The 22707-nt window shown below is 67.3% G+C and carries 26 protein-coding genes and 1 tRNA gene; 14 read left to right on the top strand and 13 right to left on the bottom strand.

Annotated elements, in window-relative coordinates:
• Positions 1-27 precede the first annotated feature (27 nt).
• Both IEQ11_RS10025 and IEQ11_RS10030 read left to right on the top strand, forming a co-directional pair.
• The gene (locus IEQ11_RS10025; RefSeq protein ID WP_191820944.1) at positions 28-1308 is read left to right on the top strand and encodes a cation:proton antiporter; all 1281 of its coding nucleotides are present in this window, start codon (positions 28-30) and stop codon (positions 1306-1308) included.
• Positions 1309-1422: 114 nt separating this feature from the next.
• Complete coding sequence (locus IEQ11_RS10030) at positions 1423-1878, top strand: hemerythrin domain-containing protein (protein ID WP_191820945.1); 456 nt, start codon at positions 1423-1425, stop codon at positions 1876-1878.
• A gap of 61 nt (positions 1879-1939) precedes the next feature.
• Here the strand turns inward: IEQ11_RS10030 and IEQ11_RS10035 are convergent, their stop codons facing one another.
• Both IEQ11_RS10035 and IEQ11_RS10040 read right to left on the bottom strand, forming a co-directional pair.
• On the bottom strand, positions 1940-2425 hold the full coding sequence (locus IEQ11_RS10035; protein WP_057921408.1) for a pyridoxamine 5'-phosphate oxidase family protein: 486 nt from the start codon (positions 2423-2425) through the stop codon (positions 1940-1942).
• Between the two features lie 68 nt (positions 2426-2493).
• Positions 2494-2766 (bottom strand): GlsB/YeaQ/YmgE family stress response membrane protein, encoded by a 273-nt coding sequence (locus tag IEQ11_RS10040; protein WP_036109670.1) that lies wholly within the window; start codon positions 2764-2766, stop codon positions 2494-2496.
• A gap of 575 nt (positions 2767-3341) precedes the next feature.
• Between IEQ11_RS10040 and IEQ11_RS10045 the strand changes: the two genes are divergently transcribed.
• The 6 genes from IEQ11_RS10045 to IEQ11_RS10070 all read left to right on the top strand — a co-directional run bounded on the left by IEQ11_RS10045 (position 3342) and on the right by IEQ11_RS10070 (position 7281).
• On the top strand, positions 3342-4325 hold the full coding sequence (locus tag IEQ11_RS10045; RefSeq protein ID WP_191820946.1) for an NAD-dependent epimerase/dehydratase family protein: 984 nt from the start codon (positions 3342-3344) through the stop codon (positions 4323-4325).
• 60 nt (positions 4326-4385) lie between these two features.
• Complete coding sequence (locus tag IEQ11_RS10050; RefSeq protein WP_191820947.1) at positions 4386-4853, top strand: DUF6194 family protein; 468 nt, start codon at positions 4386-4388, stop codon at positions 4851-4853.
• Between the two features lie 187 nt (positions 4854-5040).
• Positions 5041-5598 carry a 2-amino-4-hydroxy-6-hydroxymethyldihydropteridine diphosphokinase gene (locus IEQ11_RS10055; RefSeq protein WP_191820948.1) on the top strand — a complete coding sequence of 186 codons (558 nt, stop codon included), beginning with the start codon at positions 5041-5043 and terminating at the stop codon, positions 5596-5598.
• Positions 5595-6296 carry an SDR family oxidoreductase gene (locus tag IEQ11_RS10060; protein WP_191820949.1) on the top strand — a complete coding sequence of 234 codons (702 nt, stop codon included), beginning with the start codon at positions 5595-5597 and terminating at the stop codon, positions 6294-6296. The genes IEQ11_RS10055 and IEQ11_RS10060 overlap by 4 nt, the downstream gene beginning before the upstream one ends.
• A gap of 55 nt (positions 6297-6351) precedes the next feature.
• Entirely contained in the window at positions 6352-6807 is a 456-nt protein-coding gene (locus IEQ11_RS10065; protein ID WP_191820950.1) for a macro domain-containing protein, read from the top strand.
• A gap of 18 nt (positions 6808-6825) precedes the next feature.
• On the top strand, positions 6826-7281 hold the full coding sequence (locus IEQ11_RS10070) for a macro domain-containing protein (protein WP_191820951.1): 456 nt from the start codon (positions 6826-6828) through the stop codon (positions 7279-7281).
• A gap of 114 nt (positions 7282-7395) precedes the next feature.
• Here the strand turns inward: IEQ11_RS10070 and IEQ11_RS10075 are convergent, their stop codons facing one another.
• Positions 7396-7743, bottom strand: coding sequence for a hypothetical protein (locus tag IEQ11_RS10075; RefSeq protein WP_191820952.1), 348 nt, complete (start codon positions 7741-7743; stop codon positions 7396-7398).
• Between the two features lie 268 nt (positions 7744-8011).
• Here IEQ11_RS10075 and IEQ11_RS10080 point away from each other — a divergent pair, with 268 nt between their 5' ends.
• Together IEQ11_RS10080 and IEQ11_RS10085 are read left to right on the top strand one after the other, a co-directional pair.
• Entirely contained in the window at positions 8012-9079 is a 1068-nt protein-coding gene (locus IEQ11_RS10080; protein WP_152669970.1) for a diguanylate cyclase, read from the top strand.
• Positions 9079-9426, top strand: coding sequence for a hypothetical protein (locus tag IEQ11_RS10085; RefSeq protein ID WP_191820953.1), 348 nt, complete (start codon positions 9079-9081; stop codon positions 9424-9426). Before IEQ11_RS10080 ends, IEQ11_RS10085 begins: the two co-directional genes overlap by 1 nt.
• A 126-nt stretch (positions 9427-9552) precedes the next feature.
• Here the strand turns inward: IEQ11_RS10085 and IEQ11_RS25990 are convergent, their stop codons facing one another.
• Positions 9553-9654, bottom strand: coding sequence for a hypothetical protein (locus IEQ11_RS25990; RefSeq protein WP_425494667.1), 102 nt, complete (start codon positions 9652-9654; stop codon positions 9553-9555).
• A gap of 12 nt (positions 9655-9666) precedes the next feature.
• On the opposite strand from IEQ11_RS25990, the gene IEQ11_RS10090 reads away from it, so the two are divergent.
• Both IEQ11_RS10090 and IEQ11_RS10095 read left to right on the top strand, forming a co-directional pair.
• On the top strand, positions 9667-10914 hold the full coding sequence (locus tag IEQ11_RS10090) for a nucleotide sugar dehydrogenase (protein WP_425494668.1): 1248 nt from the start codon (positions 9667-9669) through the stop codon (positions 10912-10914).
• Between the two features lie 493 nt (positions 10915-11407).
• Positions 11408-13030: an FMN-binding glutamate synthase family protein gene (locus tag IEQ11_RS10095; protein ID WP_191820955.1), complete on the top strand. Its 1623-nt coding sequence runs from the start codon at positions 11408-11410 to the stop codon at positions 13028-13030.
• 108 nt (positions 13031-13138) lie between these two features.
• On the opposite strand, the gene arsC is transcribed toward IEQ11_RS10095, so the two are convergent.
• From arsC to IEQ11_RS10110, 3 genes are all read right to left on the bottom strand, one after another.
• A complete protein-coding gene (arsC, locus tag IEQ11_RS10100; RefSeq protein WP_191820956.1) occupies positions 13139-13504 on the bottom strand; it encodes an arsenate reductase (glutaredoxin) in 366 nt (121 codons plus the stop codon).
• 240 nt (positions 13505-13744) lie between these two features.
• A tRNA-Val gene (locus tag IEQ11_RS10105) sits at positions 13745-13819 on the bottom strand.
• A gap of 613 nt (positions 13820-14432) precedes the next feature.
• On the bottom strand, positions 14433-15287 hold the full coding sequence (locus IEQ11_RS10110) for a tetratricopeptide repeat protein (protein WP_191820957.1): 855 nt from the start codon (positions 15285-15287) through the stop codon (positions 14433-14435).
• Between the two features lie 172 nt (positions 15288-15459).
• On the opposite strand from IEQ11_RS10110, the gene IEQ11_RS10115 reads away from it, so the two are divergent.
• Complete coding sequence (locus IEQ11_RS10115; RefSeq protein ID WP_148650325.1) at positions 15460-15873, top strand: hypothetical protein; 414 nt, start codon at positions 15460-15462, stop codon at positions 15871-15873.
• Between the two features lie 127 nt (positions 15874-16000).
• Here IEQ11_RS10115 and IEQ11_RS10120 read toward each other — a convergent pair whose 3' ends face one another.
• The 4 genes from IEQ11_RS10120 to IEQ11_RS10135 all read right to left on the bottom strand — a co-directional run bounded on the left by IEQ11_RS10120 (position 16001) and on the right by IEQ11_RS10135 (position 17716).
• A complete protein-coding gene (locus tag IEQ11_RS10120) occupies positions 16001-16192 on the bottom strand; it encodes a hypothetical protein (RefSeq protein ID WP_191820958.1) in 192 nt (63 codons plus the stop codon).
• A 206-nt stretch (positions 16193-16398) separates the two neighbouring features.
• Positions 16399-16599, bottom strand: a complete 201-nt coding sequence (locus tag IEQ11_RS10125; protein ID WP_191820959.1) for a hypothetical protein — start codon at positions 16597-16599, stop codon at positions 16399-16401.
• Positions 16600-16801: 202 nt separating this feature from the next.
• Positions 16802-17428, bottom strand: a complete 627-nt coding sequence (locus tag IEQ11_RS10130; protein WP_036109716.1) for a TetR/AcrR family transcriptional regulator — start codon at positions 17426-17428, stop codon at positions 16802-16804.
• A gap of 30 nt (positions 17429-17458) precedes the next feature.
• Complete coding sequence (locus IEQ11_RS10135; RefSeq protein ID WP_046656383.1) at positions 17459-17716, bottom strand: acyl-CoA-binding protein; 258 nt, start codon at positions 17714-17716, stop codon at positions 17459-17461.
• A gap of 151 nt (positions 17717-17867) precedes the next feature.
• Between IEQ11_RS10135 and IEQ11_RS10140 the strand changes: the two genes are divergently transcribed.
• Complete coding sequence (locus IEQ11_RS10140; RefSeq protein ID WP_036109724.1) at positions 17868-19856, top strand: SDR family oxidoreductase; 1989 nt, start codon at positions 17868-17870, stop codon at positions 19854-19856.
• Between the two features lie 588 nt (positions 19857-20444).
• Here IEQ11_RS10140 and IEQ11_RS10145 read toward each other — a convergent pair.
• Complete coding sequence (locus IEQ11_RS10145) at positions 20445-21527, bottom strand: restriction endonuclease (protein WP_191820960.1); 1083 nt, start codon at positions 21525-21527, stop codon at positions 20445-20447.
• Between the two features lie 483 nt (positions 21528-22010).
• Positions 22011-22619, bottom strand: a complete 609-nt coding sequence (locus IEQ11_RS10150; protein WP_046656388.1) for a phasin family protein — start codon at positions 22617-22619, stop codon at positions 22011-22013.
• Between the last annotated feature and the right edge of the window lie 88 nt (positions 22620-22707).

Raw genomic sequence — 22707 nt, forward strand, 5'->3', positions numbered from 1 at the left:
GCCGCCAACGCCGATATCATGCCGCGCATGCAGCCCATCCTCGCCGCCCTAGCCGATGCCCTGATCTTCATTGCGCTGTCGTGGGGGATCTGGCGCGCGCTCGGGCGTTCGATCCCGCTGGCGGTGGTGCCGATCGTGATCGGACTGGTGTTGGCCGCGACCGGGTCGCTGCCCGCGGGCCTGGGCGTGCCGTCGAAGATCGGCGATCAGATCGGCTGGATCGGCGTGCTGCTGCTCGCCTTCACCGCCGGATTGGAGACGCGCCACAGCCCGGCCACGCCGACGCCCGAACTCGATTCCCGATCCGGCAGCGAGTCCGCCAGCGAACCACCGCACCGGCGCAGCGCGCTGTCACTGTCGAGGTTCACCCTCAGCGCCGCGCTCGCGCTGGTGCTGCCGTTCGTGGTCGGCACCGTTGCCGCGTACTGGCATTTCATCGGCCTGCCGGGCTGGGCCGCGCCGCGTGCGCCGGGTTGGCTCGGCGCGGTCGCGATCGGCCTGTGCGTGGCGGTCAGCGCCTTGCCGGTGTTGATCGGGATCGTGCGCGAGCTCGGTTCGCTGCATCGGCCGCTGACCCAGACCGCGGTCGCCATCGCCGTGGTCGACGACGCGGTGTTGTGGATCGGTCTGGCGGCCTTGTTGTTGCTCGCCGACGGCGGCGCCGGTCTGGCCGGCTGGTCGGGCCTGGACGGCGTGGCCATCGCGCTGCCGCTGTTGCTCGGCGCGTTGGGCGTGATGGCCGAACGTCGCGGCGTCGCCCCGCCTGTCGCGCTGGTGTGGCTGGCCTTGCCGGTCGCGCTGGCCGCCTGCGCCTGGGCGAGTTCGCAATTGGGGCTGCATGCCTTGCTCGGCGCGTATTTCGCCGGCGCGATCATCCCGCCGAGCTGGACGCGGCGGCTGCCGCTGCAGGGCATGGGTCAGTTCGCATTGATCGGCCTGGCGCCGCTGTTCTTCGGCCACAGCGGTCTGCGCATCGACGGCGACGCGCTGGGCTGGGCGTCGTTGCAGGCGGCGTTCGCGCTGCTCGCCTTGTCGGTATTGGCCAAGCTGGCCGCGCTGGTGCTGTGTCCGCCGTCGCCGCGGTTCAGCCGCAGGCAGGCGCTGGCGATCGGCGCGCTGTTGCAATGCAAGGGGCTGATGGAAATCGTCGCGGCCACCATTCTTCGCGACAAGGGTCTGTTGTCGGAGTACGCGTTCGCCGCGCTGGTCACGTTGGCGGTGCTGTCGACGGTGCTGACCGGGCCGTTGTTCCGCCTGATCCTGCGCGGCCGCGCGGCGGAGCGGCGAGTGGGTTACGAGTACAGCTGAAGCGGTTTATCGCGATACGTCGCGGTTGCGCGAGGTCAGGGCCTCGCCAAGCAGGCTCACGGCGTCGCCACGTTCGGCAGGCGATGCTCGCGGCAGCCTGCCCAGGAGCCCGCCATGCCCGACACCATCTACGACGCGCTGCGTGAAAGCCACGAAGTGCAACGCTCGCTATGCAGGAAACTGCTGCGTTCCAAGCCCGGCGAGGGGCGCCAGCAACTGTTCACCGCGCTGCGCATCGAACTGGCCGCGCACGAGGCCGCCGAAGAACGCTATCTGTACGTGCCGATGCTGATGAACGACGCCGGCCTGGATTCGTCGCGGCACGCCTTGCACGAGCATCACGAACTGGACGAACTGGTCGAGGACCTGCGCGAGCGTCCGCCGGGCGATCGCGGCTGGATGAACATCATGCGCAAGCTGTCGAAGAAGGTCCACCATCATCTCAAGGAAGAGGAAAGCAAGTTCTTCCAGGTGTCGGGCAAGCTGATCGGCGCGGGAGACAAGCTCAAGCTGGGCAAGCAGTACCGGCGCGATTACCAGCGCATGGTCGACAAGCTGCAAGCGGAGTAGGCCGCATACACGACACCCGCCATGGCGGCGGGTGTCGTTGGTTGCGGGCAGGCCCGCGAGGTCAACGAAGGTCGACGTTCGCGACCTTGTCCTCGTAGCTTTTCTTCGGGTCGATGCCGAGCAGCATCTTGACCCCGGCCAGCAGATTGTTCTCGTTGAGCCAGATCTCCGCGTGCTCCGCATCCAGCCGCAACAACGCGAGTTTCGGGTCGGTCTTGCCGCCCTCGTACCAGGCGGCGATGAACGGGTTCCACAGGCGCTCGATCACCGCGCGGTCGGTGTCCACGGTCAGGCGTCCGGACAGGCTGGCGAACAAGTCGTGGCCCTTGGACGCAAACGCGGCGATCGCGCGGCTGCCGGGTTTCACCGCCTGCACCAGGGCGTTATCGGTCGAAGTGAAAAACCAGATGATGCGGCTGCCGTCCTCGACGTTGGCCGTCATCGGCCGGGTGTGGCCCTCGTCGACGCCGTGCAGGCCCAGCATCAGGGTGCGGTCGGATTGCAGCGACTTCCACAGCTTGGTTTCGAGCTCTTGCGGTGTATGCATTACTTTCTCCAGAAAGCGGGTACGGACGAACGCGGCGCCGGCCTCGGCGCGGTGCGGGCATCAATGCGTCAACGCACGCGTCCGCGGCGGAACAGGTTGACGATGCCGAGCAGCACGATGGCGCCGAGCAGCGACACGATCAGGCCGCCGAGGCTGAAATTGCCGTCGTTGATGTCCGAGCCCCCCATGCCGAGCAGCGAACCGAGCCAGCCGCCGATGAAGGCGCCGACGATGCCGACGACAATATTGAGGAAGATGCCTTGCTGTCCGTCGGTGCGCATCAGCAAGCTGGCGATCCAGCCGATGATGCCGCCGACGACCAGCCAGATGATGATGCCCATCATGAGCGGGTCTCCGCGATGCGCCGCGTCGTTGCGGCAGGCCGACGTTGCGGTGCGCGGCGTGACGGCGACGTCTGATCCGCGGCGACGGCCGCGATCGCGCGAGCGGCCGTTAGGTTTTGTGTGCAGTTCGTAATAAGCCTGTTGTCGCGGTGTGTAGAGCGGTCGCGTCGTCGTCGAAGCATCGGCGCTGAGGTTGCCGCGTGCGTGACTCGTTGTTCACGCCGTTTGCGTTATCGCCTTGATGCGTTTCCACAACAGCGCCGTCAGGGTTCGCCCTAGAACGCGGCCGGCACTACGCGCTGCCCCGCGGCATCTCGACCTCGACGATCCCCACCGGTTGGTCGGCACGCAGGAACATCTGCCGGCGTAGCTAGCCGAAGCCACGACGGCCATCGCTGGATGACCACGCCGCGCACGGCGCGTTCGCATGCGCACGTCGCTGGCATCACCCGCGTCCGCGCGCCAGCAGGGATGACGCCACGCCCGCGCGCTTGCTAATCTGCGCGCCATCCACGCACGCGTTCGCCGACGTCGATCGACCTCGGCTCGTCACACTTTGCGGAGCCGCTCGAATGACCGTTCTCGTTACCGGCAGCGCCGGCCACCTCGGCGAAGGGCTGATGCGCCGTCTGCGCGCGCAGTCGCGCGCGGCGCGCGGCGTCGACATCAAGCCGTCCGCATTCACCGACCGGGTCGGTTCGATCGCCGATCGCGGCTTCGTCGACGAGGCGATGCACGGCGTGCGCTGCGTGATCCACTCGGCGACCCTGCACAAGCCGCATGTGGCGACCCACTCCTATCAAGACTTCGTCGACACCAATATCTCGGGCAGCCTGAACCTGCTCGAGGCGGCGTTGAACGCCGGGGTCGAATCGTTCGTGTTCACCAGCACCACCAGCACGTTCGGCGCGGCGCTGAAGCCGCCGCCGGGCGGCCCGGCGACCTGGATCACCGAGCAGGTCGCGCCCATCCCCAAGAACATCTACGGCACCACCAAGGTCGCCGCCGAAGGCCTGTGCGAATTGTTCCATCGCAAGCATGGCTTGCCCGTGCTGGTGCTGCGCACCTCGCGCTTCTTCCCCGAGGACGACGACGATGCCGCGGTGCGCAGCGTGTACGCGCCGGCCAATGTCCAGGCCAACGAACTGCTGTACCGGCGCGCCGACATCGACGACGTGGTCCAGGCGCATCTGTGCGCGATCGAGCGCGCGCCCGCGCTGGGCTTCGGCCGCTACATCGTCTCGGCGACCACGCCGTTCGCGCAGGCCGATCTGCAGGCGCTGCACGACGATGCCGCCGGCGTGGTCGAGCGCTTGTTCCCGCAGTGCCGTGAGTTGTACGCGTCCAAGGGCTGGACCTTGTTCCCGCGACTGGACCGGGTCTACGTCAACGACGCGGCCCGGCGCGACCTGCACTGGGAGCCGCGCTACGGCTTCGGCTACGTGCTCGACTGCCTGCGCGCGGGCCTGGATTTCCGCAGCCCGCTCGCGCACGAGGTCGGGATCAAGGGTTATCACGCCACCGCGTTCGAAGGCATGCCCTATCCGGTGGAATAGGCGCTCGCGCCGGGGCCTTGCGTTAAGGTATCGGCCCGGTTTTCACCCGCAGGCAATGCCATGCAGCCGATCGATCCCGCAGCCGAACCGATGACCCAGCAGCAGGTGATCGACGGCATCGTCGCGGCCTTCGATGCGGTCGAAGCGGTTCAATCGGCCGACAGCGGGGGCGGCGGCGACTGGTTCCTGTTTTTCGGCGCGGAGCGCCACTTTCCGTTCGCCACCGTGGTCGCGCGCGATAACGACTTCGATCACCTTTCCCGGCTCGACCGCGACGGCGTGTTCCGCCTGAATCTCGGCCTGAGCAAGCCCGGCTTCGCGGCCGTGTTCGAGACCGCGCGGGACGAGGCCTGGGACTACACCGCGCTCGACCGGCTGATGCCGCATCCGATGTATGCGCGCATGCACTGGGTCAGCGTGCTCAACCCGAGCCGGCTCACCTTCGAACGCCTGCAGCCTTTGCTGGCCGAAGCCTACGAGCTGGCGCAGCGGCAGGCGGCGCGGCGGCCGTCGCCGGAACGGCACTGACGCCGTCCGCGTCGCGGGCGATCGCCGGTTTGCCGGCTAGAATGCGGCCATCCCCGCGGCGATCGTGGCCGCGACGGCACGGCAGGCGAGTCATCAGAGGCGAAGCGTTGACGATCACGACCGACACGAGCACGCACGGCGGCGTCCACGCCGGGCCCGGCCGCACTGTCCGCGCGGCGGGCGGCGCATGAACTGGATCGCGCTGATCTGCCTGGGCGCGAGCGACGGCGCGCGGGTGGAGAATCTGCTGGATTCGGCGACCCAGTTGCTCGCTCTGCCGCAAGCGCGCGCGCTGCGTGGCTGCTCGGAATTGTTCGGCGATCGTCATCGCCCGCATCGCGGCGGCGCGACGGTCAATCTGATGCTGGCGCTGGAAGTCGAGGCGGGGCTCACGATCGAAGCGCTGGAACGCGAGTTCAAACGCATCGAAGCCGCCTTCGGCCGCCAACGCGATCCGCGCCGGGCGATGCCGGTGCCGCTGGACATCGATCTGCTCGGCCGCATCGGCGACGGCGTGCAATGGCAGCCGCGCTACGATCCCGGCCGGGCGTACCTTTATCACGGCCTGCAGCAGTTGCTGTTGCCGGTTCTGCAGCGCGAACTCGATCGCGTCGCCGCGAAGCGCGGCTTCGCGCCGGAACAAAACGCGAGCGGGTTCTATGGGCTGGCGAGCGCGGCGTTCGTCGAGCGCTATCTGGCCGCCTCGGCGACGCGGCGGTCCATGCAAACGGAGATGCAGCGATGACCCAACGCACGACCCTGGTGACCGGCGCCTCGCGCCGCATCGGCCGCGCGATCGCCGAAGCCTGCCTGGTCCGCGGCGAAACCGTGGTGGCGCATCGGCGCAGCGCGACCAGCGAATGCGCGCCGTATTCGGCGCCGGTGATCGACTGGTGCTGGGACATGACCCAGCCGTTACCGGGCTTGCCGGCGGCGCAGATCACCGACGTGGTGCTCAACGCCTCGCTGTTCGAGCGCGGCTATGCCTGGGGCGCGCTCGGCGCGGCCGAGGTCGGCGACGAGCGCGAGCGCTTGGAGCGTCACCTGCGGGTCAATCTGCTCGCGCCGTGGGAACTGGTGGTGCGCCTGCACGCGCAGCATCCGCTGCGTTCGGTGGTGATGCTGCTCGATACCTATCTCGACCGTTCCTTCGCCGGGCATGCGGCCTATCAGGTCAGCCGCGCCGCCGGCGCCGGCATGGTTCGCGCGCTCGCCGCCGAACTCGCGCCGGCCTGCGTCAACGCGGTCGCGCCCGGCACGGTGCTGCCGTCGGTGCGCGATCCCGCCGAGCGCGCCGAGCAGGAGGAAGCGATCGCCGCGCGCACCGTGCTCGGCCGCATGGGCTCGGTCGACGACGTGGTGCAGGCGGTGCTGTACCTGCGCGACGCGGCCTACATCACCGGCGAGATCCTGCGGGTCGACGGCGGGCGTTTCAAACTCTGAGCGGTCCGCGCCGGCATGTTGGCGGCGCGCATCGCATTCAACGACAAGGACGCACATGAAGATCGTCAAGGGCGACTTGCTGCAACTCGCGGCCGACGGGCATTTCGACGTGATCGTGCAGGGCTGCAACTGCCAGTGCCGGATGCGTCGCGGCATCGCCCTGAGCATCAGCGAACGCTTCCCGGCCGCGCGCGACGCCGACCTGCGCACCGAACCGGGTTCGCGCGCCAAGCTCGGCGGCTACAGCCAGGCGACCGTCAGCGAGAACGGCCACGAATTCGTGGTGGTCAACGCCTACACCCAGTTCGACTGGCAGGGCGAGGGCGTGCTCGCCGACTACGATGCGATCGAGCGGGCGATGCGCGCGATCGCGCGCGAGTTCCACGGGCGCCGGATCGGCTACCCGCTGATCGGCGCGGGGCTGGCGCGCGGCGATTGGGGCCGGATATCCGCGATCATCGACGCGGCCTTGGCCGGCGAGGATCACACCTTGGTCGAGTTCAACGGCTGAACCACTCTCGGGACACAGATGAAGATCATCCAGGGCGATTTGCTGCAGCTGGCGGCCGACGGCCATTTCGACGTGATCGTGCATGGCTGCAATTGCCAGTGCCAGATGGGCAAGGGCATTGCCTTGAGCATCAAGCGCCGGTTTCCCGCGGCGTATCGGGCCGATCTGCAGACCGAAAAAGCCTCGCGCGAGAAACTGGGCACCTACAGTCAGGCCAGGGTGAGCGAGAACGGGCACGAGTTCGTCGTCGTCAACGCTTATACCCAGTTTCATTGGCGCGGCGCCGGCGTGCGCGCCGACTACGATGCGATCGGGCAGGTAATGGCGTCGATCGCCAGGCAGTTTCATGGACAGCGAATCGGCTATCCCTTGATCGGCGCGGGCCTTGCCGGCGGCGACTGGGTGCGGATCGCGGCGATCATCGACGCGGCCTTGGCCGGCGAGGATCACACCTTGGTCGAGTTCAACGGTTGATTCGACAGGTCGGGCATCGCGCCTGATCGACTGGCGAACCGGACGAAACCCACGATCGATGCACAATCATGCCCGCGGCATTGCGCCGCGGGCGTCGGCTGTCGCGACGCGCGCTCAGGGCTGCGCGGCCAGTTCGGCCATGTGCCGCTGGATGCGGATGTGCGCGGCTTCGGCGTTGTCGCGCGCGCGCCGCCAGGCCGAGCGGGCGGCGTGTTCGGCGTGTTCCCAGTCCAGCGCCGAGCCCAGGCGCATGCGCTGGTAGCGGTCGCGCAGGTCCAGGCGCGGGTCGTCGAAATCGCGGTCGGGGTGTTCCAGTTGCGCGGAGATGCCGACGTAGAACGCCGGCGCGTAATCGCTGAAGCGCAGTCCGTCGCGGTAGAACTCGGCATCGCGGAAATGACTTGCCCAGTAGCTCAATCCGGGCGTGGTCGGGGCGGGGCGGCCTTGCAAGCGGGTCGTCATCACACAGGCTCCACTCGGGAACCCCCTGTGGCCGAATGGTGCCAAATTTTGGCGTTAGCGATTTGTGTAGGGAATGTTCAAGTCCCGCTATGCGCCGCAGCCCGCGCATGCCGACTCGGGCGGTTGGCGCGGCGCTGCGGAAACTGCGATGCAGGTCGTATGCCGACGCCCCGGCCGACCCCGTCCGGCCGGACGGAGGCGGGGTATGCTGTGCTCGCCGCAGGCCTTGCGGCACCTGCATTGTTGATCCAGCCCGTGGGGAGTGAGCGTGACGGGAATCGCCGACGGCCCGCTCGGACCGGACTCGTCCGGCGAGCACCTGCGCTTCGTGCGCCGCATCTACCAGATGCGCACTCTGGGCCTGGGGGTCGGATTCTTCGCCGTGGCCGGCGTGCTGCACGAACAGGGCGCCTCGCCGTGGTTGTGGGCGGCGCTGGTCTGCAACGGTTTCCTGTGGCCGCCGATCGCCTACCTGCTGGCCACGCGCAGCCGCGATCCCGAATACGCCGAGTACCGCAATCTGCTGATCGACTCCGCCCTGGGCGGGGTCTGGATCGCGGTCATGCAATTCAACGCGGTGCCCAGCGCGCTGCTCGCGGTGATGCTGTCGGCCGACAAGATCGGGGTCGGCGGCTGGCGCTTCTTCGCCCGTACCGCGGCCGCCCAGGTGGTGACCTGCCTGGCGACCTGGGCGGTGCTGGGCTTCGGCTTCCAGCCGCACAGTTCGATGCCGGTGATCCTGGCCAGCCTGCCTTTCATGTTCGTCTACCCGATGGCGATCAGCAGCGCCGCCTACGGCCTGGCGCGCAAGGTCGTGCGCCAGAACAAACAACTTGCCCATATCAGCCGCACCGACCCGCTGACCGGTCTGCAGAACCGCCTGCACTGGGACGATTCGGCGACCGCGACCATGACCTATTGCGCGCGTTCGTCCAAGCACGCGGCGCTGATCGTGATCGACGTGGACCGGTTCAAGGAGATCAACGATTTCCACGGCCATCTGGTCGGCGACGCGGTGTTGCGCCGGGTCGCCGGCACCTTGCGCACCGCGACCCGGATGACCGACACCGCCAGTCGCCTGGGCGGCGACGAATTCGTGCTGATCCTGATGGACCTGGATCTCGACGGCGCGCTGGCGATCGCCGAACGCGTGCGCCGCGCGGTCGAGGATGCGCGTTTCGAGGAAGCGCCGGCCTTGCGTTGCACGGTGAGCATCGGCGTGGCGAGAATGGGGCCGAAGACCATCAGCGCGGCGATGTGGATGCGCCATGCCGACGCGGCGCTGTATCGGGCCAAGCAACTCGGGCGCAACCAGGTCGCGGTGGCGGAGGATTGATGAGCGAGGAACCATCGCGGCCGACACAGTGGACCCAGTGGACACCGGCGCGGCCCTGGGCCGATTTCGACGCCCACCAGGCGCTGTCGGATGCGATCTGGGACAGCGTGTCCGAGCCAGAATGGCATTACCTCAATCCGGCCGGCGGCCTGTCGATCTGGGAAGCGCGCACGGACGGCAGCGCGATCGTGATCGAATACCGTGACGATCGCATCGTCGCCGTGCAGACCAGCGGTGGCGATGCGCAGCGGCATCTGCTCGACGTCACCGCGCCGTTCGGGTTGATCGCCGCGGCGCATGCCGATGCGTCGGCGCGAATTGCGACGACGGGCACGCGGCCGACCTGAGACCGCGTTCGCCCGGACAGGGCGCGAGCCTGGGCGAACTGCGCCGCCGGTATTTGCCAGTGCGCGACGCGGCTGCCTAGAATCCCCGCACCGGGGGTCCGGCCGCCCCGGCGCCCGATCCCGACATCAGGGCAGGGCATGACACAGCACGGCGACACCATTGCGGAAGCGCGCACCGCGCAAGCGAGCACCGCTCAAGCCAGCACCGCTCAAGCCGGCATCGCGCAAGCGCGCATCGGCGTGATCGGCCTGGGCTATGTCGGCCTGCCGCTGGCGCTGGAGTTCGGCAAGCAGTACGACACGGTCGGCTACGACATCAACGCCGTGCGCGTGGCCCAGCTCAGCGTCGGCGAGGATCATCATCGCGAGAACGATCCCGAGGAGATCGCCGCCGCGACCCGGCTGCGTTTCAGCGCGAGCATCGAGGACCTGACCGATCGCGACGTATACGTGATCACCGTGCCGACCCCGATCGACGAACACAAACGGCCCGATTTCACCCCGCTGATCGAGGCCAGCCGCGCGCTGGCGGGCTTGCTCGAACCCGGCGACACGGTGATCTACGAATCGACCGTATACCCCGGCGCGACCGAGGAAATCTGCATTCCCGAACTCGAGCGCGTCTCCGGCCTGCGCTGCAACGAGGATTTCTTCGTCGGCTACAGCCCCGAGCGCATCAACCCGGGCGATCGCAAGCGTCGTCTGGTCGATATTCCGAAGGTGACCTCCGGCTCGAATCCCGCGACCGCCGACCGGGTCGACGCCTTGTACCGCAGCATCATTCCGGCCGGCACCCACAAGGCCTCCAGCCTGCGCGTGGCCGAGGCGGCCAAGGTCATCGAGAACACTCAGCGCGATGCCAATATCGCCTTGATCAACGAGTTCGCGCTGATCTTCCAAAGGCTCGGCATCGACACCACCGAAGTGCTAGAAGCGGCCGGCAGCAAGTGGAACTTCCTGCCGTTCCGGCCGGGCCTGGTCGGCGGCCATTGCATCGGCGTGGACCCGTACTACCTGATCCAGAAAGCGCAGAGCGCCGGCTATTACCCCGACATCCTGCTCGCCTGCCGGCGCATCAACGATTCGATGGGCAGCCACGTCGCCGGTGAAGTGGTCAAGCGGATGATCCAGCGCGGCACCGCGGTGGCCGGCGCGCGGATCCTGATCCTGGGCATCACCTTCAAGGAAAACTGCGCCGACCTGCGCAACACTCGCGTGGTCGATCTGGCGCGCGAATTCGGCGAGTACCGCGCGCAGGTCGACATCCACGACCCCTGGGCCAACCACGAGGAAGCGCGGCGAGAGTACGGCGTGAGCATGGTCGAACACCCGCAGGCCGGCGCCTACGACGCGATCGTGCTGGCGGTGGCGCACGAACAGTTCCGCGCGCTCGGCGCGGGCGGCGCGCGCGCTTACGGCAAGCCGGGCGCGTTGTTGTACGACATCAAGAGTCTGTATCCGCGCGATGAGGTGGATGCGCGGCTTTAGTGGCGTCTTTTTTACACCCTTATTCCCGTGAAGGCGGGCTCTGCTTCACTTCGGCGTAGCCGAATATCAAGTGACTTCAGTTTCATCTTTAAAGCTCGTCATTCCCGCGAAGGCGGGAGTCCAGAGACTTCAGCGCAATCTTTCAGGTCGTCATTCCCGCGAACGCGGGAATCCAGTGACTTCAAGCGTTCTTGCACGAAAGGCACTGGATTCCCGCCTGCGCGGGAATGACGGTAGGAGAGGGCGTCGATGCTTGCTGTTACGAACCGCTTTGCTTCGTCGCAGCCGAATATCCAGCGACTTCAACCGTTCTCGCACGAAAGACAATGGATATTCGCCTGCGCCGAAGCAGGGCGGAGCCCGCCTGCGCGGAAATGACGGTAGGAAAGGGAGGCATCGTTTGCCGTTGCGGGCCAGCCACCCACCCCCGTACAGCCAATCCACCCCCGCAAGGGTATGCTCGGCCTCAGCTCGTGAACCCATTCCGATCGCCATGCGCTACGCCGCTTACCTCGCCAGTGTGATCCTGACCCTGATTTCCATCGTGCTGGTGTTTACCCACCACGTCGATTGGTGGTGGGGCGTGGCCGTGTTCGGCGCCATCGCCGCCCTGGGCACGGTCGACCTGCTGCAGACCCGCAGCACCCTGCGCCGCAATTATCCGGTGCTCGCGCATTTTCGTTACGGCCTGGAATCGATCGGCCCGGAGATGCGCCAGTACTTCATCGAGGCCGATACCGCCGAGGTGCCGTTCTCGCGCCAGCAGCGCGCGCTGGTCTATCAGCGCTCCAAGTCGGTCAACGACGTGCGCCCGTTCGGCAGCCAGGCCGATGTCTACAGCCTGGACTACGAATGGATCAACCATTCGCTCGCGCCGACCGCGCACCTCTCGCACGATTTCCGCGTGGTGATCGGCGAGAACAGCGCGCAGCCGTATTCGGCCAGCGTGTTCAACATCTCGGCGATGAGCTTCGGCTCGCTCTCGGCCAACGCGATCCGCGCCTTGAACAAGGGCGCCAAGCTCGGCAACTTCTATCACGACACCGGCGAAGGCTCGATTTCGCCGTATCACCGCGAAAACGGCGGCGATCTGGTCTGGGAAATCGGCTCGGGCTACTTCGGTTGCCGCGACGACAAGGGCATGTTCAGCGAAGAACGTTTCATCGCCAACGCGCGCGATGCGCAGGTCAAGATGATCGAGATCAAGCTGTCGCAAGGCGCCAAGCCCGGCCACGGCGGGGTGTTGCCGGCGGCCAAGGTCAGCGCCGAAATCTCGGCGACCCGCGGCGTGCCGATGGGCCAGGACTGCGTATCGCCGGCCGCGCACACCGCGTTCAATTCGCCGCAGGGGCTGCTGCAGTTCGTCGCCAGGTTGCGCGAGTTGTCCGGCGGCAAGCCGACCGGTTTCAAGCTCGCCATCGGCCATCCCTGGGAATGGTTCGGCATCGCCAAGGCGATGCAGGAAACCGGGGTGCTGCCGGATTTCATCGTCGTCGACGGCGCCGAAGGCGGCACCGGCGCGGCGCCGGCGGAGTTCATCGACCACGTCGGCGTGCCGATGCACGAGGCGCTGATGCTGGTCCACAACACCCTGGTCGGGTTGGAACTGCGCGACAAGATCCGCATCGGCGCGGCCGGGCGGGTGACCAGCGCGTTCGATATCGCCCGCACCCTGGCGATGGGCGCGGACTGGTGCAACGCGGGGCGCGGCTACATGTTCGCGCTGGGCTGCATCCAGGCGCAGAGCTGCCACACCGACCGTTGCCCGACCGGCATCGCCACCCAGGACCCGAGCCGCTGGCGCAAGCTCGACGTGCCGGACAAGTCGACCCGCGTGTTCCATTTCCACGACAACACGCTCAAGGCCCTGCGCGATCTGCTGTGCGCCGCCGGCCTGAGCCATCCCGGCGAAATCGGCCCCGAGCACATCCTGCGCCGGGTGTCGCCGACCGAAGTGCGCTCGCTGGGCGCGCTGTACAACTTCCTCGCGCCCGGCGACCTGCTCGGCAAGGTGCCCGACCACGCGGTGTTCAAGTCGTTCTGGGCGAACGCGCGCAGCGATTCGTTCGCCGCGCCGGAGCGCTTGCTGGCGATGCGGGCGAGCAAGTCGTTCTGATCGCGGTTGCGGCCTGGGATAAGACGGGAATCTTCCGGAGCCTTTCGGGCTGGATCGCGATACGCGGCGGCGGGTGCCGCTGACGCGAACTGGCGTCGTTCGCCGGCTTCAGAGCAGTTCGAGCACCCGTTCCGGCGGCCGCCCGATCACCGCGCGGCCGCCGTGCACGAAGATCGGCCGTTCGATCAGGCGCGGATGCTCGGCCATCGCGGCGATCAGCGCCTCGTCATCGAGGCTAGTGTCGTCCAGGCCCAGCTGACGGTACTCGTCCTCGCCAGTGCGCAGCAGCTCGCGCGCGGGCAAACCCAGCAGCGCGAGCAGGTCGCGCAATTGCGCCGCGTCGGGCGGGGAGTCCAGGTAGGCGACGATCGCCGGCTGCAGGCCGCGTGCGTGCAGCAGTTCCAGCGCGCCGCGCGATTTGGAGCAGCGCGGGTTGTGGTACAGCCGGGTCGGGGCGAGATGGGCGTCGGTCATCCAGCGATCTCCTGTGCGGTTTCGGCGGTGCGGGGACGGCCGATGAGGTGTTCGCGGCGCGGGTGCCGTCGGGGGCCGCGGGCTGGCGTATTCGGTCGGGCCCGGGCTTGCGGTGATCCCGTCCAGACGGCGCGGCGCCGGCAATCCGTTCGCGGCGTGCGTGTCGACAGTCGCCCAGCCGTCTCGAACGGCACCGCCCGAAACGAAAAAAGCCGGCTTTCGCCGGCCTTTCCGTGAAACTGGTGGGCGGTGCAGGGTTCGAACCTGCGACCCTCGCCGTGTGAAGGCGATGCTCTACCGCTGAGCTAACCGCCCGATGTTGAATCGGGCCGCAGATTCTAATGGGCCTGCGGGGAACAGGCAAGCCTTGTTCGGGATTCGGGATTCGGGATTTGGGATTTGGGAATCGGGAATCGGGAATCGGGAATCGGGCGGGATTGGGGATTGGGGATTGGGTCTGGGCGTCGCCTGCGGATCCAGCGCTCAGTCGTCGTGACAGGCGAAATGGGTGGGGTGTGCCTCTGATGGCTTTGACCTCGTCCATCTGATCCGTTCGCGCTTGAAGGCGGCTGCGCGCTTGCCCTTGCCGAGGAACGAGGCGTAGCTGTCGATGCCTCGGCCCTTCCCCATTCCTCGCGGAAGTCGGCGAACGCTTCGTGGTGGACATCGAAGATGCGCGGTCGCCCGATGTCTGCCGTCCGCCCCAGGCGTGGTCGTGCAGCGAGGCGTGATGGGCGCGGTTGGTGCAACGACGATGCCCGCGAGAGGTCGGGCGTACGGGCCGGGCGAGGGACGCGCCCCGATTCGGGCGGCTTTGGCGCAATGCGGCGGCAGGCCGCGTCGATCGCGGCCCGCCGGTTGTCAGCACGCGCAGCTTGTGCGAACGCGAGCGTCTCGCGTGCGCGCGTTTGCGTTTACCGCGCCGCGATCATTCCAGCTGTTCCTTCGCGTACGCCGCATCGAGCGCTTCCATCGCATCGAGCGGCTTGAGCTTGGCGGCTTTTTCGTACGCCGCGGCCGCCGCCGCTTCCTGCTTGTCGCCGTGCAACAGCATCAGCACGTTGCCGTGTTCGATGTGGGCGATCGGCGAATCGGGGGTCAGCTTGACCGCGTTCTTGATGTGCTTTTCCGCTTCGGCGGCCTTGGCGCCGTAAGTCAGCCCGCCGATCATGCCGCCGATCTTGTTGATGATCTCGGCGTGATACAGCGCCATCGCGGTATGCGCTTCGGCATGCTTGGGTTCGAGTTCCAGGGTGGTGTCGAGCGCGCTGCGTACCTTGCCGGCGATGCCGGCCTTGAGCGCCTTGGCGATGCTGATGCCCTGGCTGTAGCGGCCCAGCGCGAAGGCGTGGCGATAGTGGCTGTTGGCTTCGTCGGGCAGCGCCGCGACCGCGGCTTCAGCCAGCTTGGCGGCTTGTTCGTAGCGCTTGAGCTGTTCGGCTTCGTCGTCGACCAGGTAGGTCGCGTGGATGCCCAGGGCCTTGACCGCGACCGAGGCGCCGGCCGGACCGAGCGCCTGACCGGCATCGAACGCGGCCTTGAAATCGCCGCGATGGAACGCGCGCCAGGCGTCCTGCAGCGCGGTGGCGAGCGCGTCGGCGTCCAGGCCCTTGGGCGCGGCCTTGCCGGCGGCCTTGATCAGCGCGGCGGCGCGCTTGGCGTCGGGGTAGGGCTCGGCATCGCCCGCGTGCAGCTTGGGCCAGGCTTTCTTGAGGGCGTCGCCGGCGTAGGCGTAGCCCTTGGCATCGTGGGGAAAGGCGGCCCAAGCGGTTTTGGCGGCCATCTGCGGTCCTTGTCGACAGGTCGGGAAGGCAGCATCCCGCCGCGGCCGCGCGATGGCAAGGGGCAGCGCGAAGCTGTTGCCCGGCTGAAGCGCTTAGTGTGATTGCTCGATGGGGCGCGGCCACAGTGGCCTGGTGAAACCGCCCAGTCCCGGGCGGTCAGCGGAGCAAACGATGGCAGCTGTGAAACGCAAGAAGCAGGCGGCGGCGAGCGAAACCACGCTGCGTCATTTTTGGCTGGCCGGTCTGGGCCTGGCCGTGATCGCGCGCCGCGAGGCGATCGCCTCGGCCGGCCGCGCCGCCGGCAGCGTGCAGTCGCTGCAGCAGCGGGTACGCGATCTGGCCGTGGATGCGCGCAGCAATGTGCGCGGCGGCATCGAGACCGTGCGCGATCAGGTCGAGCCCAAGGTGGTGAAGTTCAGCGCCGACGTCGAGGCGCGTCTGGCCCCGGTGCTCGACAAGCTGGGCCTGAAGAAGGACGGCAAGGGCCGCGGCCAGCGCAAGTCGCGCAAGCCGGCGGCGAAGGCCAAGCCGCAGTCGCGCCGCGTCGTGCGCAAGCCGGCCGCGCGCCGCGCGCGCAAGGCCTGAGCGGCCCGGTCCTCGCGACCGCGGCGGCAGATCGAAACAAGGGGCGCCGATGGCGCCCCTTGTCGTTTCCCGCCCTGGGCGATGAGGATCGTCGCCGGCCCTCCGCGCCGACGGTGTCCTCGACCCGTTACGGGATATCGCAGCCGTTGGCGTACAGGCAGTCGTAGTACGCGAGCTCGCAATGGCTGCCGCCGCTGGCGCGGCACTCGTCGCGCGCGTTGATGCAATCGTTCGGCCGGCACTGCGCGTAGACAACGCTGGAACAGGCCAGCAGGGCGAGCGCGGCGAGCAGGGCGGTGCGGGTACGGGCGATGTTCATGCGGAACTCCTTTTCGTTGGATGTCGGTGGGGCGTGAGCGGCGGGGCGTGTGGCCCAAGGCCGTGCCCGGCGCGCGCCGTCGATTGGCCGTCATGCGCGCCGGGTGGACCGGCCTGCGCAGGTTGCGGCCGGCCACGACGGTTCACCCGCTGCGATCGCGGCGATCGTCGTGCCGCGCGTCGCCGCGAACCGCGGATTGCCCGGGATTACTTGTTGAAACCGCACAGTTCCTCGCAACGCTGCCGGCGTACCTCGCAGACCGGCACGTCGCCCAGGGTGCTGATGCAGTAGTTGTAGACCCGCTGGCATTGATTGACGTCGCAGCCGGCCGCGTCGGCGATCGAGGCGTAGGACAGGCAGACGGCAAGCACGGCGAACAACGGCAGTTTGTCGGCGATGGCGCGCATAGGTCGCTTCCTTGTGTGGTTGGCAGCCCGCCGCGGCGCGGTGGGCGTGCCCAGGCTAGCGCGAGTGGCTGTCAGCGTTGCTGGATCGGCGGCGCAGGCGCGCCAACCGTGATCGCTATCGCGCAACCGCGCCGCCAGGACGGCGTGCCGCCGGGATTTTTGATGCGCCGAAGCAGAGCGTTGCGCATGCGCGCCGATACGATCAGTCCAGGTAAGCCCGGATCAGCGTATTGAGATGCATCCGCTCGGCGTCGCGCAGGAACGGCGCCAGCAGCATCATCACCTGGACGATGCCGTCGCGGATCGCGGCGTGCTCGTCCTTGTCGCCGCGCGCGGCGGCGTAGTTGAGCCAGAAGGTCGCGATCACCAGCACGTTGGTCGCGGTCGCGGCCAGTTCGTCCCCGGACGCGCGCATGACCCCGGCCTGCGACAGCCCGCGCATGACCATGTGCGCCTGTTCATCGGCGCGCTTGAGGATGCGCGCGAAGCGCAGGCGCAGGCGGCGGTTGCGGCTGAGGATCTCGACCAGATCGCGGTACAGGAAGCGGTAGTCCCAGATGCACTCGAACACCAGGTGCAGCTGCAGCCAGATGTCCTCGAGCCCCGGCAGGCGGCCCTGCGGCGCGGCGAGCGCGATGTCCATGCGCTCTTCGTAGCGCGCGAACAGCTGCTCGATGATGTCGTCCTTGTTGCGGAAGTGGTAGTACAGATTGCCCGGGCTGATCTCCAGCTCGTCGGCGATATGGTTGGTGGTTACATTGGGCTCGCCTTGCGCGTTGAACATGGTCAACGCGGCATCGAGGATGCGCTGGCGGGTCTGTTTCGCCATTGAGCGGGCCGGGTCCGGAGGCGGCGCGGCTTAGCCGCGCAGCTTCTTGACCATGTCGACGTATTTCTTCTTCGCCTCGTCCTGGCTGGTGCCCTTGAGCTTTTCCCAGGCCTCGTACTTGGCCGTGCCGACGAAATCGAAGAACCCCGGCTTGGGGCCGCTGACGTCGCCGTCGGCGCCCTGCTTGTACAGCGCGTACAGGCGCAGCAGGGTGTCGTTGTCCGGGCGCTCGGGCAGGGCCTGGACGTCTTTTGCGGCTTGTTCGAATGCGGATTGAATATCGGACACGGGCTTCTCCTGGCGCCGGGCTGAGGCGGCATCACAGCATGCGCCCTCAGGACCGGTCAATACGGAAAGGAATTGTTACTCGGCGTGGGCTCTGGCACCGTAGAGGCTCGCCGCCGCACGTGGCGGCCGATCGGCCATCCAGGAGAGGGGTATGAGCTATTTCGTCACCGGCGCGACAGGTTTCATCGGTCGCTTCCTTGTCAGTAATCTCCTGAAACGCAAGGGCACGATCCACGTGCTGGTGCGCAAGGATTCGCAAAAGAAGTTCGACGCCACAGCCAAGAAGATGGGCTGGGATCTCAAGCGCGTGATTCCGGTCGCGGGCGACATGACCCAGGCCAAGTGCGGCCTGACCGCCGCGCAGATCCGCGCGTTGAGCGGAAAAATCAAGCATTTCTTCCATCTCGCCGCGATCTACGACCTCACCGCCAGCGCCGCCGCGCAGCGCGAGGCCAACATCGACGGCACCCAGCACGCGCTGGACCTGGCCGCCGCGCTCAACGCCGGCTGCTTCCACCACACCAGCTCGATCGCCGCCGCCGGCCTGTACTCGGGCGTTTTCCGCGAGGACATGTTCGACGAGGCCGAGGGCCTGGACGATCCCTACCTGCGCACCAAGCACGATTCCGAGGGCCTGGTCCGCAACGAGAAGCGGATCAAGTGGCGGATCTACCGCCCGGGCATGGTGGTCGGCCACTCGCAGACCGGCGAGATGGACAAGATCGACGGCCCGTACTACTTCTTCACCTTCCTCAAGAAGCTGCGCGAAATGCTGCCGCCGTGGATGCCGATGCTCGGCCTGGAAGGCGGCCGCATCAACATCATCCCGGTCGACTACGTGGTCGACGCGATGGACCACATCGCGCACAAGCCCAAGCTCGACGGCCACTGTTTCCATCTGACCGATCCGGAGCCGCAGCGCGTCGGCGAGGTGCTCAACACCTTCGCCCGCGCCGGCCACACGCCGGAGATGACCATGCGCATCGATGCGCGCATGTTCGCCTTCGTCCCGGCCGGCATCCGCGGCGCGGTGACCAACCTGCCGCCGGTCAAGCGCTTCATCGGCATGTTGCTGCGCGACTTCAAGATCCCCAAGGAGGTCATGAAGTTCATCACCTATCCGACCCGTTTCGACAACCGCGAAACCGAACGCGCGCTGCGCGGCAGCGGGATCAAGGTGCCGAACCTGGACAGCTACGCCTGGCGGCTGTGGGACTACTGGGAACGCCATCTGGACCCGGACCTGTTCATCGACCGCACCCTCAAGGGCAAGGTCCGCAACAAGGTCGTGGTGATCACCGGCGGTTCCTCGGGCATTGGCCTTGCGACCGCGGAGAAGGTCGCCGCGGCCGGCGCGGTCACGGTCATCGTCGCGCGCGGCGAGGACGAGTTGTTCAAGGCGCGCGACGCGATGAAGGCGCAGGGCGGCAAGGTTTTCGCCTACACCGCCGATCTGGCCGACATGGCCGACTGCGACCGCCTGGTCAAGCAGATCCTGACCGAGCACGGCCACGTCGACATCCTGGTCAACAACGCCGGCCGCTCGATCCGCCGTTCGATCGAACTGAGCTACGACCGCTTCCACGATTTCGAACGCACCATGCAGCTGAATTATTTCGGCAGCCTGCGTCTGATCATGGGCTTCATGCCGAAGATGACCGAGCGCCGCAAGGGCCACATCATCAACATCAGCTCGATCGGCGTGCTGGCCAATTCGCCGCGGTTCTCGGCGTACGTGGCGTCGAAAGCGGCGCTGGACGCGTTCAGCCGCTGCGCCCAGGGCGAACTGTCGGGCAAGGGCATCAGCTTCACCACGATCAATATGCCGTTGGTGAAGACCCCGATGATCGCGCCGACCAAGATGTACGACAGCATCCCGACCCTGAGCCCGGACGAGGCCGCCGATCTGGTGGTCAAGGGCATCATCGAAAAGCCCAGCCGCATCGCCACCCGCCTGGGCATCTTCGCCTCGGTGGTCAACGCGCTGGCGCCCAAGGCCTACGAGGTGGTGATGAGCACCGCGTTCGAACTGTTCCCCGATTCGGCCGCCGCCAAGGGCGATCGCAAGGGGCTCAAGGACGAACACGCGAGCAACGAGCAGATCGCGTTCGCGGCGTTGATGCGTGGCGTGCATTGGTGAGTTCGCGGCGGATGTCCGCTTGAGTCCGCTGCGGTAAGGGCATGCGTTCGGCTTCCTTGGTGGAAGCCGGACGGTGGATGCCCCGCGGATTTCGATCGCGCGGCCTTTTGCGGTCGCGCGACTTTCCCATTCGGCCGAAGCCGCGCAGCGGCTCGACCCTGCGATCCTTCGAGATGTTCCCCCCCCTTTGAAAAAGGGGGCCGGGGGGATTTGCTTTTGCTTTTGCCTTCGCGCGATTCCAGCTAAGAGCAAATCCCTCCGGCCCCGCTTTTTCAAAGGGGGGAGACTTCGAGGTTGCGTAGTGGCTCGTTTTGCCGGCGCGCAATCGTGCTTGTGGCGCCGGGCAGGGCGCATGCGTGCCGTGAGCGCGCGCGCGATCGCTGCGGCCTAAGCCGCGTATCTCATCCAAGGCTTGCGTCGCAAGCGGGTTTCGCGGTCGCGGCTTGCGCCGCTCCTACATTGAGCGTTCGGGCGTCGGAGGGATGACGCAGCAGGCTGTCGAAGCGATTTCTGATTGCCAGACGAATGCGGCGTCAATGCACGGAATTGGCCGAACCCAGCAAACCGGTCGAACTCGATACGCGCGATTTAGTACGCCCGACACTGGAAGAACCGCACCCGCGTCGTGCTGCCCGGCGGCGGCTGCAGCTGCACGCGCGAGGAGCGTAATTCCGGATAGCCGTCGAGCACCTGGCAGATACGGTCGACGTCCTGTTTGCTGGCCTCGGTCAAGCGATAGATCAGCAGATTCGACGGCGTCGACCACAGCGCGCGTTCGACCCCGTCCAGGGTCGCGATGGCGCGGATGACATGAGCGCGATCGGCGGAAGGATTGCCCGATGCGGCGTTTGCCGGCGTCGCTGTGGTGGGCGCCGGAGTCGCGGCTGGAACGGTCTCGCCGGTATTGGCCGCGGGCGCGGCGGGTTCGACGGCGGGGGGCGCAGTGGGTGCAGGCGCGGGCGCCGGCGCCGGCGCCGCAGCTGTCGGATTCACCGGTGCGCGAGTCGGCGCGGTGTCGTTGGGCGTGGCCGGAGCCGTGTGAGTCGCGGCCGGTACTGGTTCGGCCGGAGCGCGTGAGCTCAGCAGCGGCACCACGAAGCCCACGATCAGGGCCAGCGCGATCGCCCCGGCCCATGCCGCGACGATGGTCTGGATGCTGCGCTTCTGCGCGGCGGCGATGACTTCGTGCCGGGTCGAGGCCGGCAACTGCGGTTCGACCAGTTCCCACAGCGTCTCGCCGCTGTACAGGTCCAGGCCGTCGGCGACGCGTTCGGAGTGGCTGTCGAACCGGCCGGTGGTGACCAGCAGGCCGCCGGCGGCGCCGTTGAAGCGCACCGCGTCGGCCAGTTCGGCCACGGTCGCGGCGGAGACTTTGTAATCCGCGTCGCCGAGCTTGCAGGCCAGCAGCCAGGGCTTGCCGGCGCGTAGCAGGCGCAGCTCGGCCTGGGTGCCGCGGGCCAGCGATTCCTCCACCGATTCGGCCTCGAAACCGCGTTCGCGCAAGGCCTCGACGATCAGGCGCGCGAATTCGCGCCAGCGCATCTTGGACAGACCGGCGATGCCGGTGCTGACCTCAGTGCGATGGCGGCGATACGACCAAAGGTAGGCGGTGGACGCCAGGCCGATCGTCAGTGCGACGGCGGCGGCGGACCACAGGGAGAAACTCGACATGCAGCACGAAGCCCATAAAAGACGCTGAGGATATACGGCTTCATACACATGAAATTCACGAAAATTGAGACGTGTTTCGCGAATTCGATGTGTCCGTCATCAGCCGTTATTGATTCAACGTCCCAGATGCGGGTCTGTGAAGCGACGTTTGCGACTGCCGGGAAGTCACGGCCAGGGCACGGAAAGTCGGCGTGCAGTGTCTTTGCGAGGCCGTCGCGTGTCCGCGCGCGGCGGCGGCAATAAGAAAGCCCGCCAGTCCGAAACCGTAAGGGGAGGGGAGCATACGGAAGCGCGGACTGGCGGGCTTAAACGTCGCGTCGCCGATGCGCGGCGACGCGGTGAAACCGGTTCGCAGCCGATGCAGGGCTGCGAGGAACTGCGATCGGGCGGTATTGCGAACTGCCGGGTTGCTGCAACGGTTGAGCGTCGTTACTGCTAAGACTTGCTACTGCTGAGCATGTACCAATACCCGTTGTGAATCGCTTACGGTGCGACCGGCGGCTTGGGACGCGCGATCGACTTGCGCGCGGCCTTGGCCGGCTTGGCGGCCGACTTGGCCGCGGCCTTGCGCGGCGCGGCGGCCTTCTTGGCCGGTGCCTTCGCTGCCGGTGCCTTGGCGGCCTTGCGCGCGGCCGGGGCGCCGCCCTGGCGACGCAGCTCGGCGGTCAGCGCATCGACGCGATCGCTCAGGCCGGCCAGATCGTCGCGGCCCGGCACGCCGAGCTTGACCAGCGCGCGCTGGACGCGTTCTTCGAACACCTTTTCCAGACGGTCCCAGGTGTCGGTGGCGCGTTCGCGCGCCTGGCCGACCTTGGACTCGACCGCATCGCGCAACACGCTGGCCTGGCCGCCGGTGAACTTGCGCGCGGTCTGCTCGAGGTTGAGACCTTCCTTGACCAGGCCTTCGAACAGCTTGGTGCCCTCGGCCTGGGCGCGACCGAACGCGCCGACGCCGGCCAGCCAGATCTGCTGCGCGGACTCGCTCAGCGTCTTGGACAGGCGCTCGGCCTGTTCCTGCGCGCTGCCCTTGCCGGCGGTGTTGCTGGTCTTGCCGGAAGTCTTCTTCGCGGTCTTCTTGAACTTGGCGGCCATGGACATCCTGTAGTTGGGGTTAGTGCTGTGCCCCCACCATGGCGGTGCTGTCTAGAGTATTCACACCACAGGGCGAGGAACGAGTTCG

The organism is Lysobacter capsici, assembly GCF_014779555.2.
Taxonomy (GTDB): domain Bacteria; phylum Pseudomonadota; class Gammaproteobacteria; order Xanthomonadales; family Xanthomonadaceae; genus Lysobacter; species Lysobacter capsici.

Excerpts from the sequence above, each read along its gene's own strand:
- IEQ11_RS10025 (WP_191820944.1), top strand. The coding sequence starts at position 28 with ATGCAGCCCATCCTCGCCGCCCTAGCCGATGCCCTGATCTTCATTGCG.
- IEQ11_RS10030 (WP_191820945.1), top strand. The coding sequence starts at position 1,423 with ATGCCCGACACCATCTACGACGCGCTGCGTGAAAGCCACGAAGTGCAA.
- IEQ11_RS10035 (WP_057921408.1), bottom strand. The coding sequence starts at position 2,425 with ATGCATACACCGCAAGAGCTCGAAACCAAGCTGTGGAAGTCGCTGCAA.
- IEQ11_RS10040 (WP_036109670.1), bottom strand. The coding sequence starts at position 2,766 with ATGGGCATCATCATCTGGCTGGTCGTCGGCGGCATCATCGGCTGGATC.
- IEQ11_RS10045 (WP_191820946.1), top strand. The coding sequence starts at position 3,342 with ATGACCGTTCTCGTTACCGGCAGCGCCGGCCACCTCGGCGAAGGGCTG.
- IEQ11_RS10050 (WP_191820947.1), top strand. The coding sequence starts at position 4,386 with ATGCAGCCGATCGATCCCGCAGCCGAACCGATGACCCAGCAGCAGGTG.
- IEQ11_RS10055 (WP_191820948.1), top strand. The coding sequence starts at position 5,041 with ATGAACTGGATCGCGCTGATCTGCCTGGGCGCGAGCGACGGCGCGCGG.
- IEQ11_RS10060 (WP_191820949.1), top strand. The coding sequence starts at position 5,595 with ATGACCCAACGCACGACCCTGGTGACCGGCGCCTCGCGCCGCATCGGC.
- IEQ11_RS10065 (WP_191820950.1), top strand. The coding sequence starts at position 6,352 with ATGAAGATCGTCAAGGGCGACTTGCTGCAACTCGCGGCCGACGGGCAT.
- IEQ11_RS10070 (WP_191820951.1), top strand. The coding sequence starts at position 6,826 with ATGAAGATCATCCAGGGCGATTTGCTGCAGCTGGCGGCCGACGGCCAT.
- IEQ11_RS10075 (WP_191820952.1), bottom strand. The coding sequence starts at position 7,743 with ATGACGACCCGCTTGCAAGGCCGCCCCGCCCCGACCACGCCCGGATTG.
- IEQ11_RS10085 (WP_191820953.1), top strand. The coding sequence starts at position 9,079 with ATGAGCGAGGAACCATCGCGGCCGACACAGTGGACCCAGTGGACACCG.
- IEQ11_RS10095 (WP_191820955.1), top strand. The coding sequence starts at position 11,408 with ATGCGCTACGCCGCTTACCTCGCCAGTGTGATCCTGACCCTGATTTCC.
- arsC (WP_191820956.1), bottom strand. The coding sequence starts at position 13,504 with ATGACCGACGCCCATCTCGCCCCGACCCGGCTGTACCACAACCCGCGC.
- IEQ11_RS10110 (WP_191820957.1), bottom strand. The coding sequence starts at position 15,287 with ATGGCCGCCAAAACCGCTTGGGCCGCCTTTCCCCACGATGCCAAGGGC.
- IEQ11_RS10115 (WP_148650325.1), top strand. The coding sequence starts at position 15,460 with ATGGCAGCTGTGAAACGCAAGAAGCAGGCGGCGGCGAGCGAAACCACG.
- IEQ11_RS10120 (WP_191820958.1), bottom strand. The coding sequence starts at position 16,192 with ATGAACATCGCCCGTACCCGCACCGCCCTGCTCGCCGCGCTCGCCCTG.
- IEQ11_RS10125 (WP_191820959.1), bottom strand. The coding sequence starts at position 16,599 with ATGCGCGCCATCGCCGACAAACTGCCGTTGTTCGCCGTGCTTGCCGTC.
- IEQ11_RS10130 (WP_036109716.1), bottom strand. The coding sequence starts at position 17,428 with ATGGCGAAACAGACCCGCCAGCGCATCCTCGATGCCGCGTTGACCATG.
- IEQ11_RS10140 (WP_036109724.1), top strand. The coding sequence starts at position 17,868 with ATGAGCTATTTCGTCACCGGCGCGACAGGTTTCATCGGTCGCTTCCTT.
- IEQ11_RS10145 (WP_191820960.1), bottom strand. The coding sequence starts at position 21,527 with ATGTCGAGTTTCTCCCTGTGGTCCGCCGCCGCCGTCGCACTGACGATC.
- IEQ11_RS10150 (WP_046656388.1), bottom strand. The coding sequence starts at position 22,619 with ATGGCCGCCAAGTTCAAGAAGACCGCGAAGAAGACTTCCGGCAAGACC.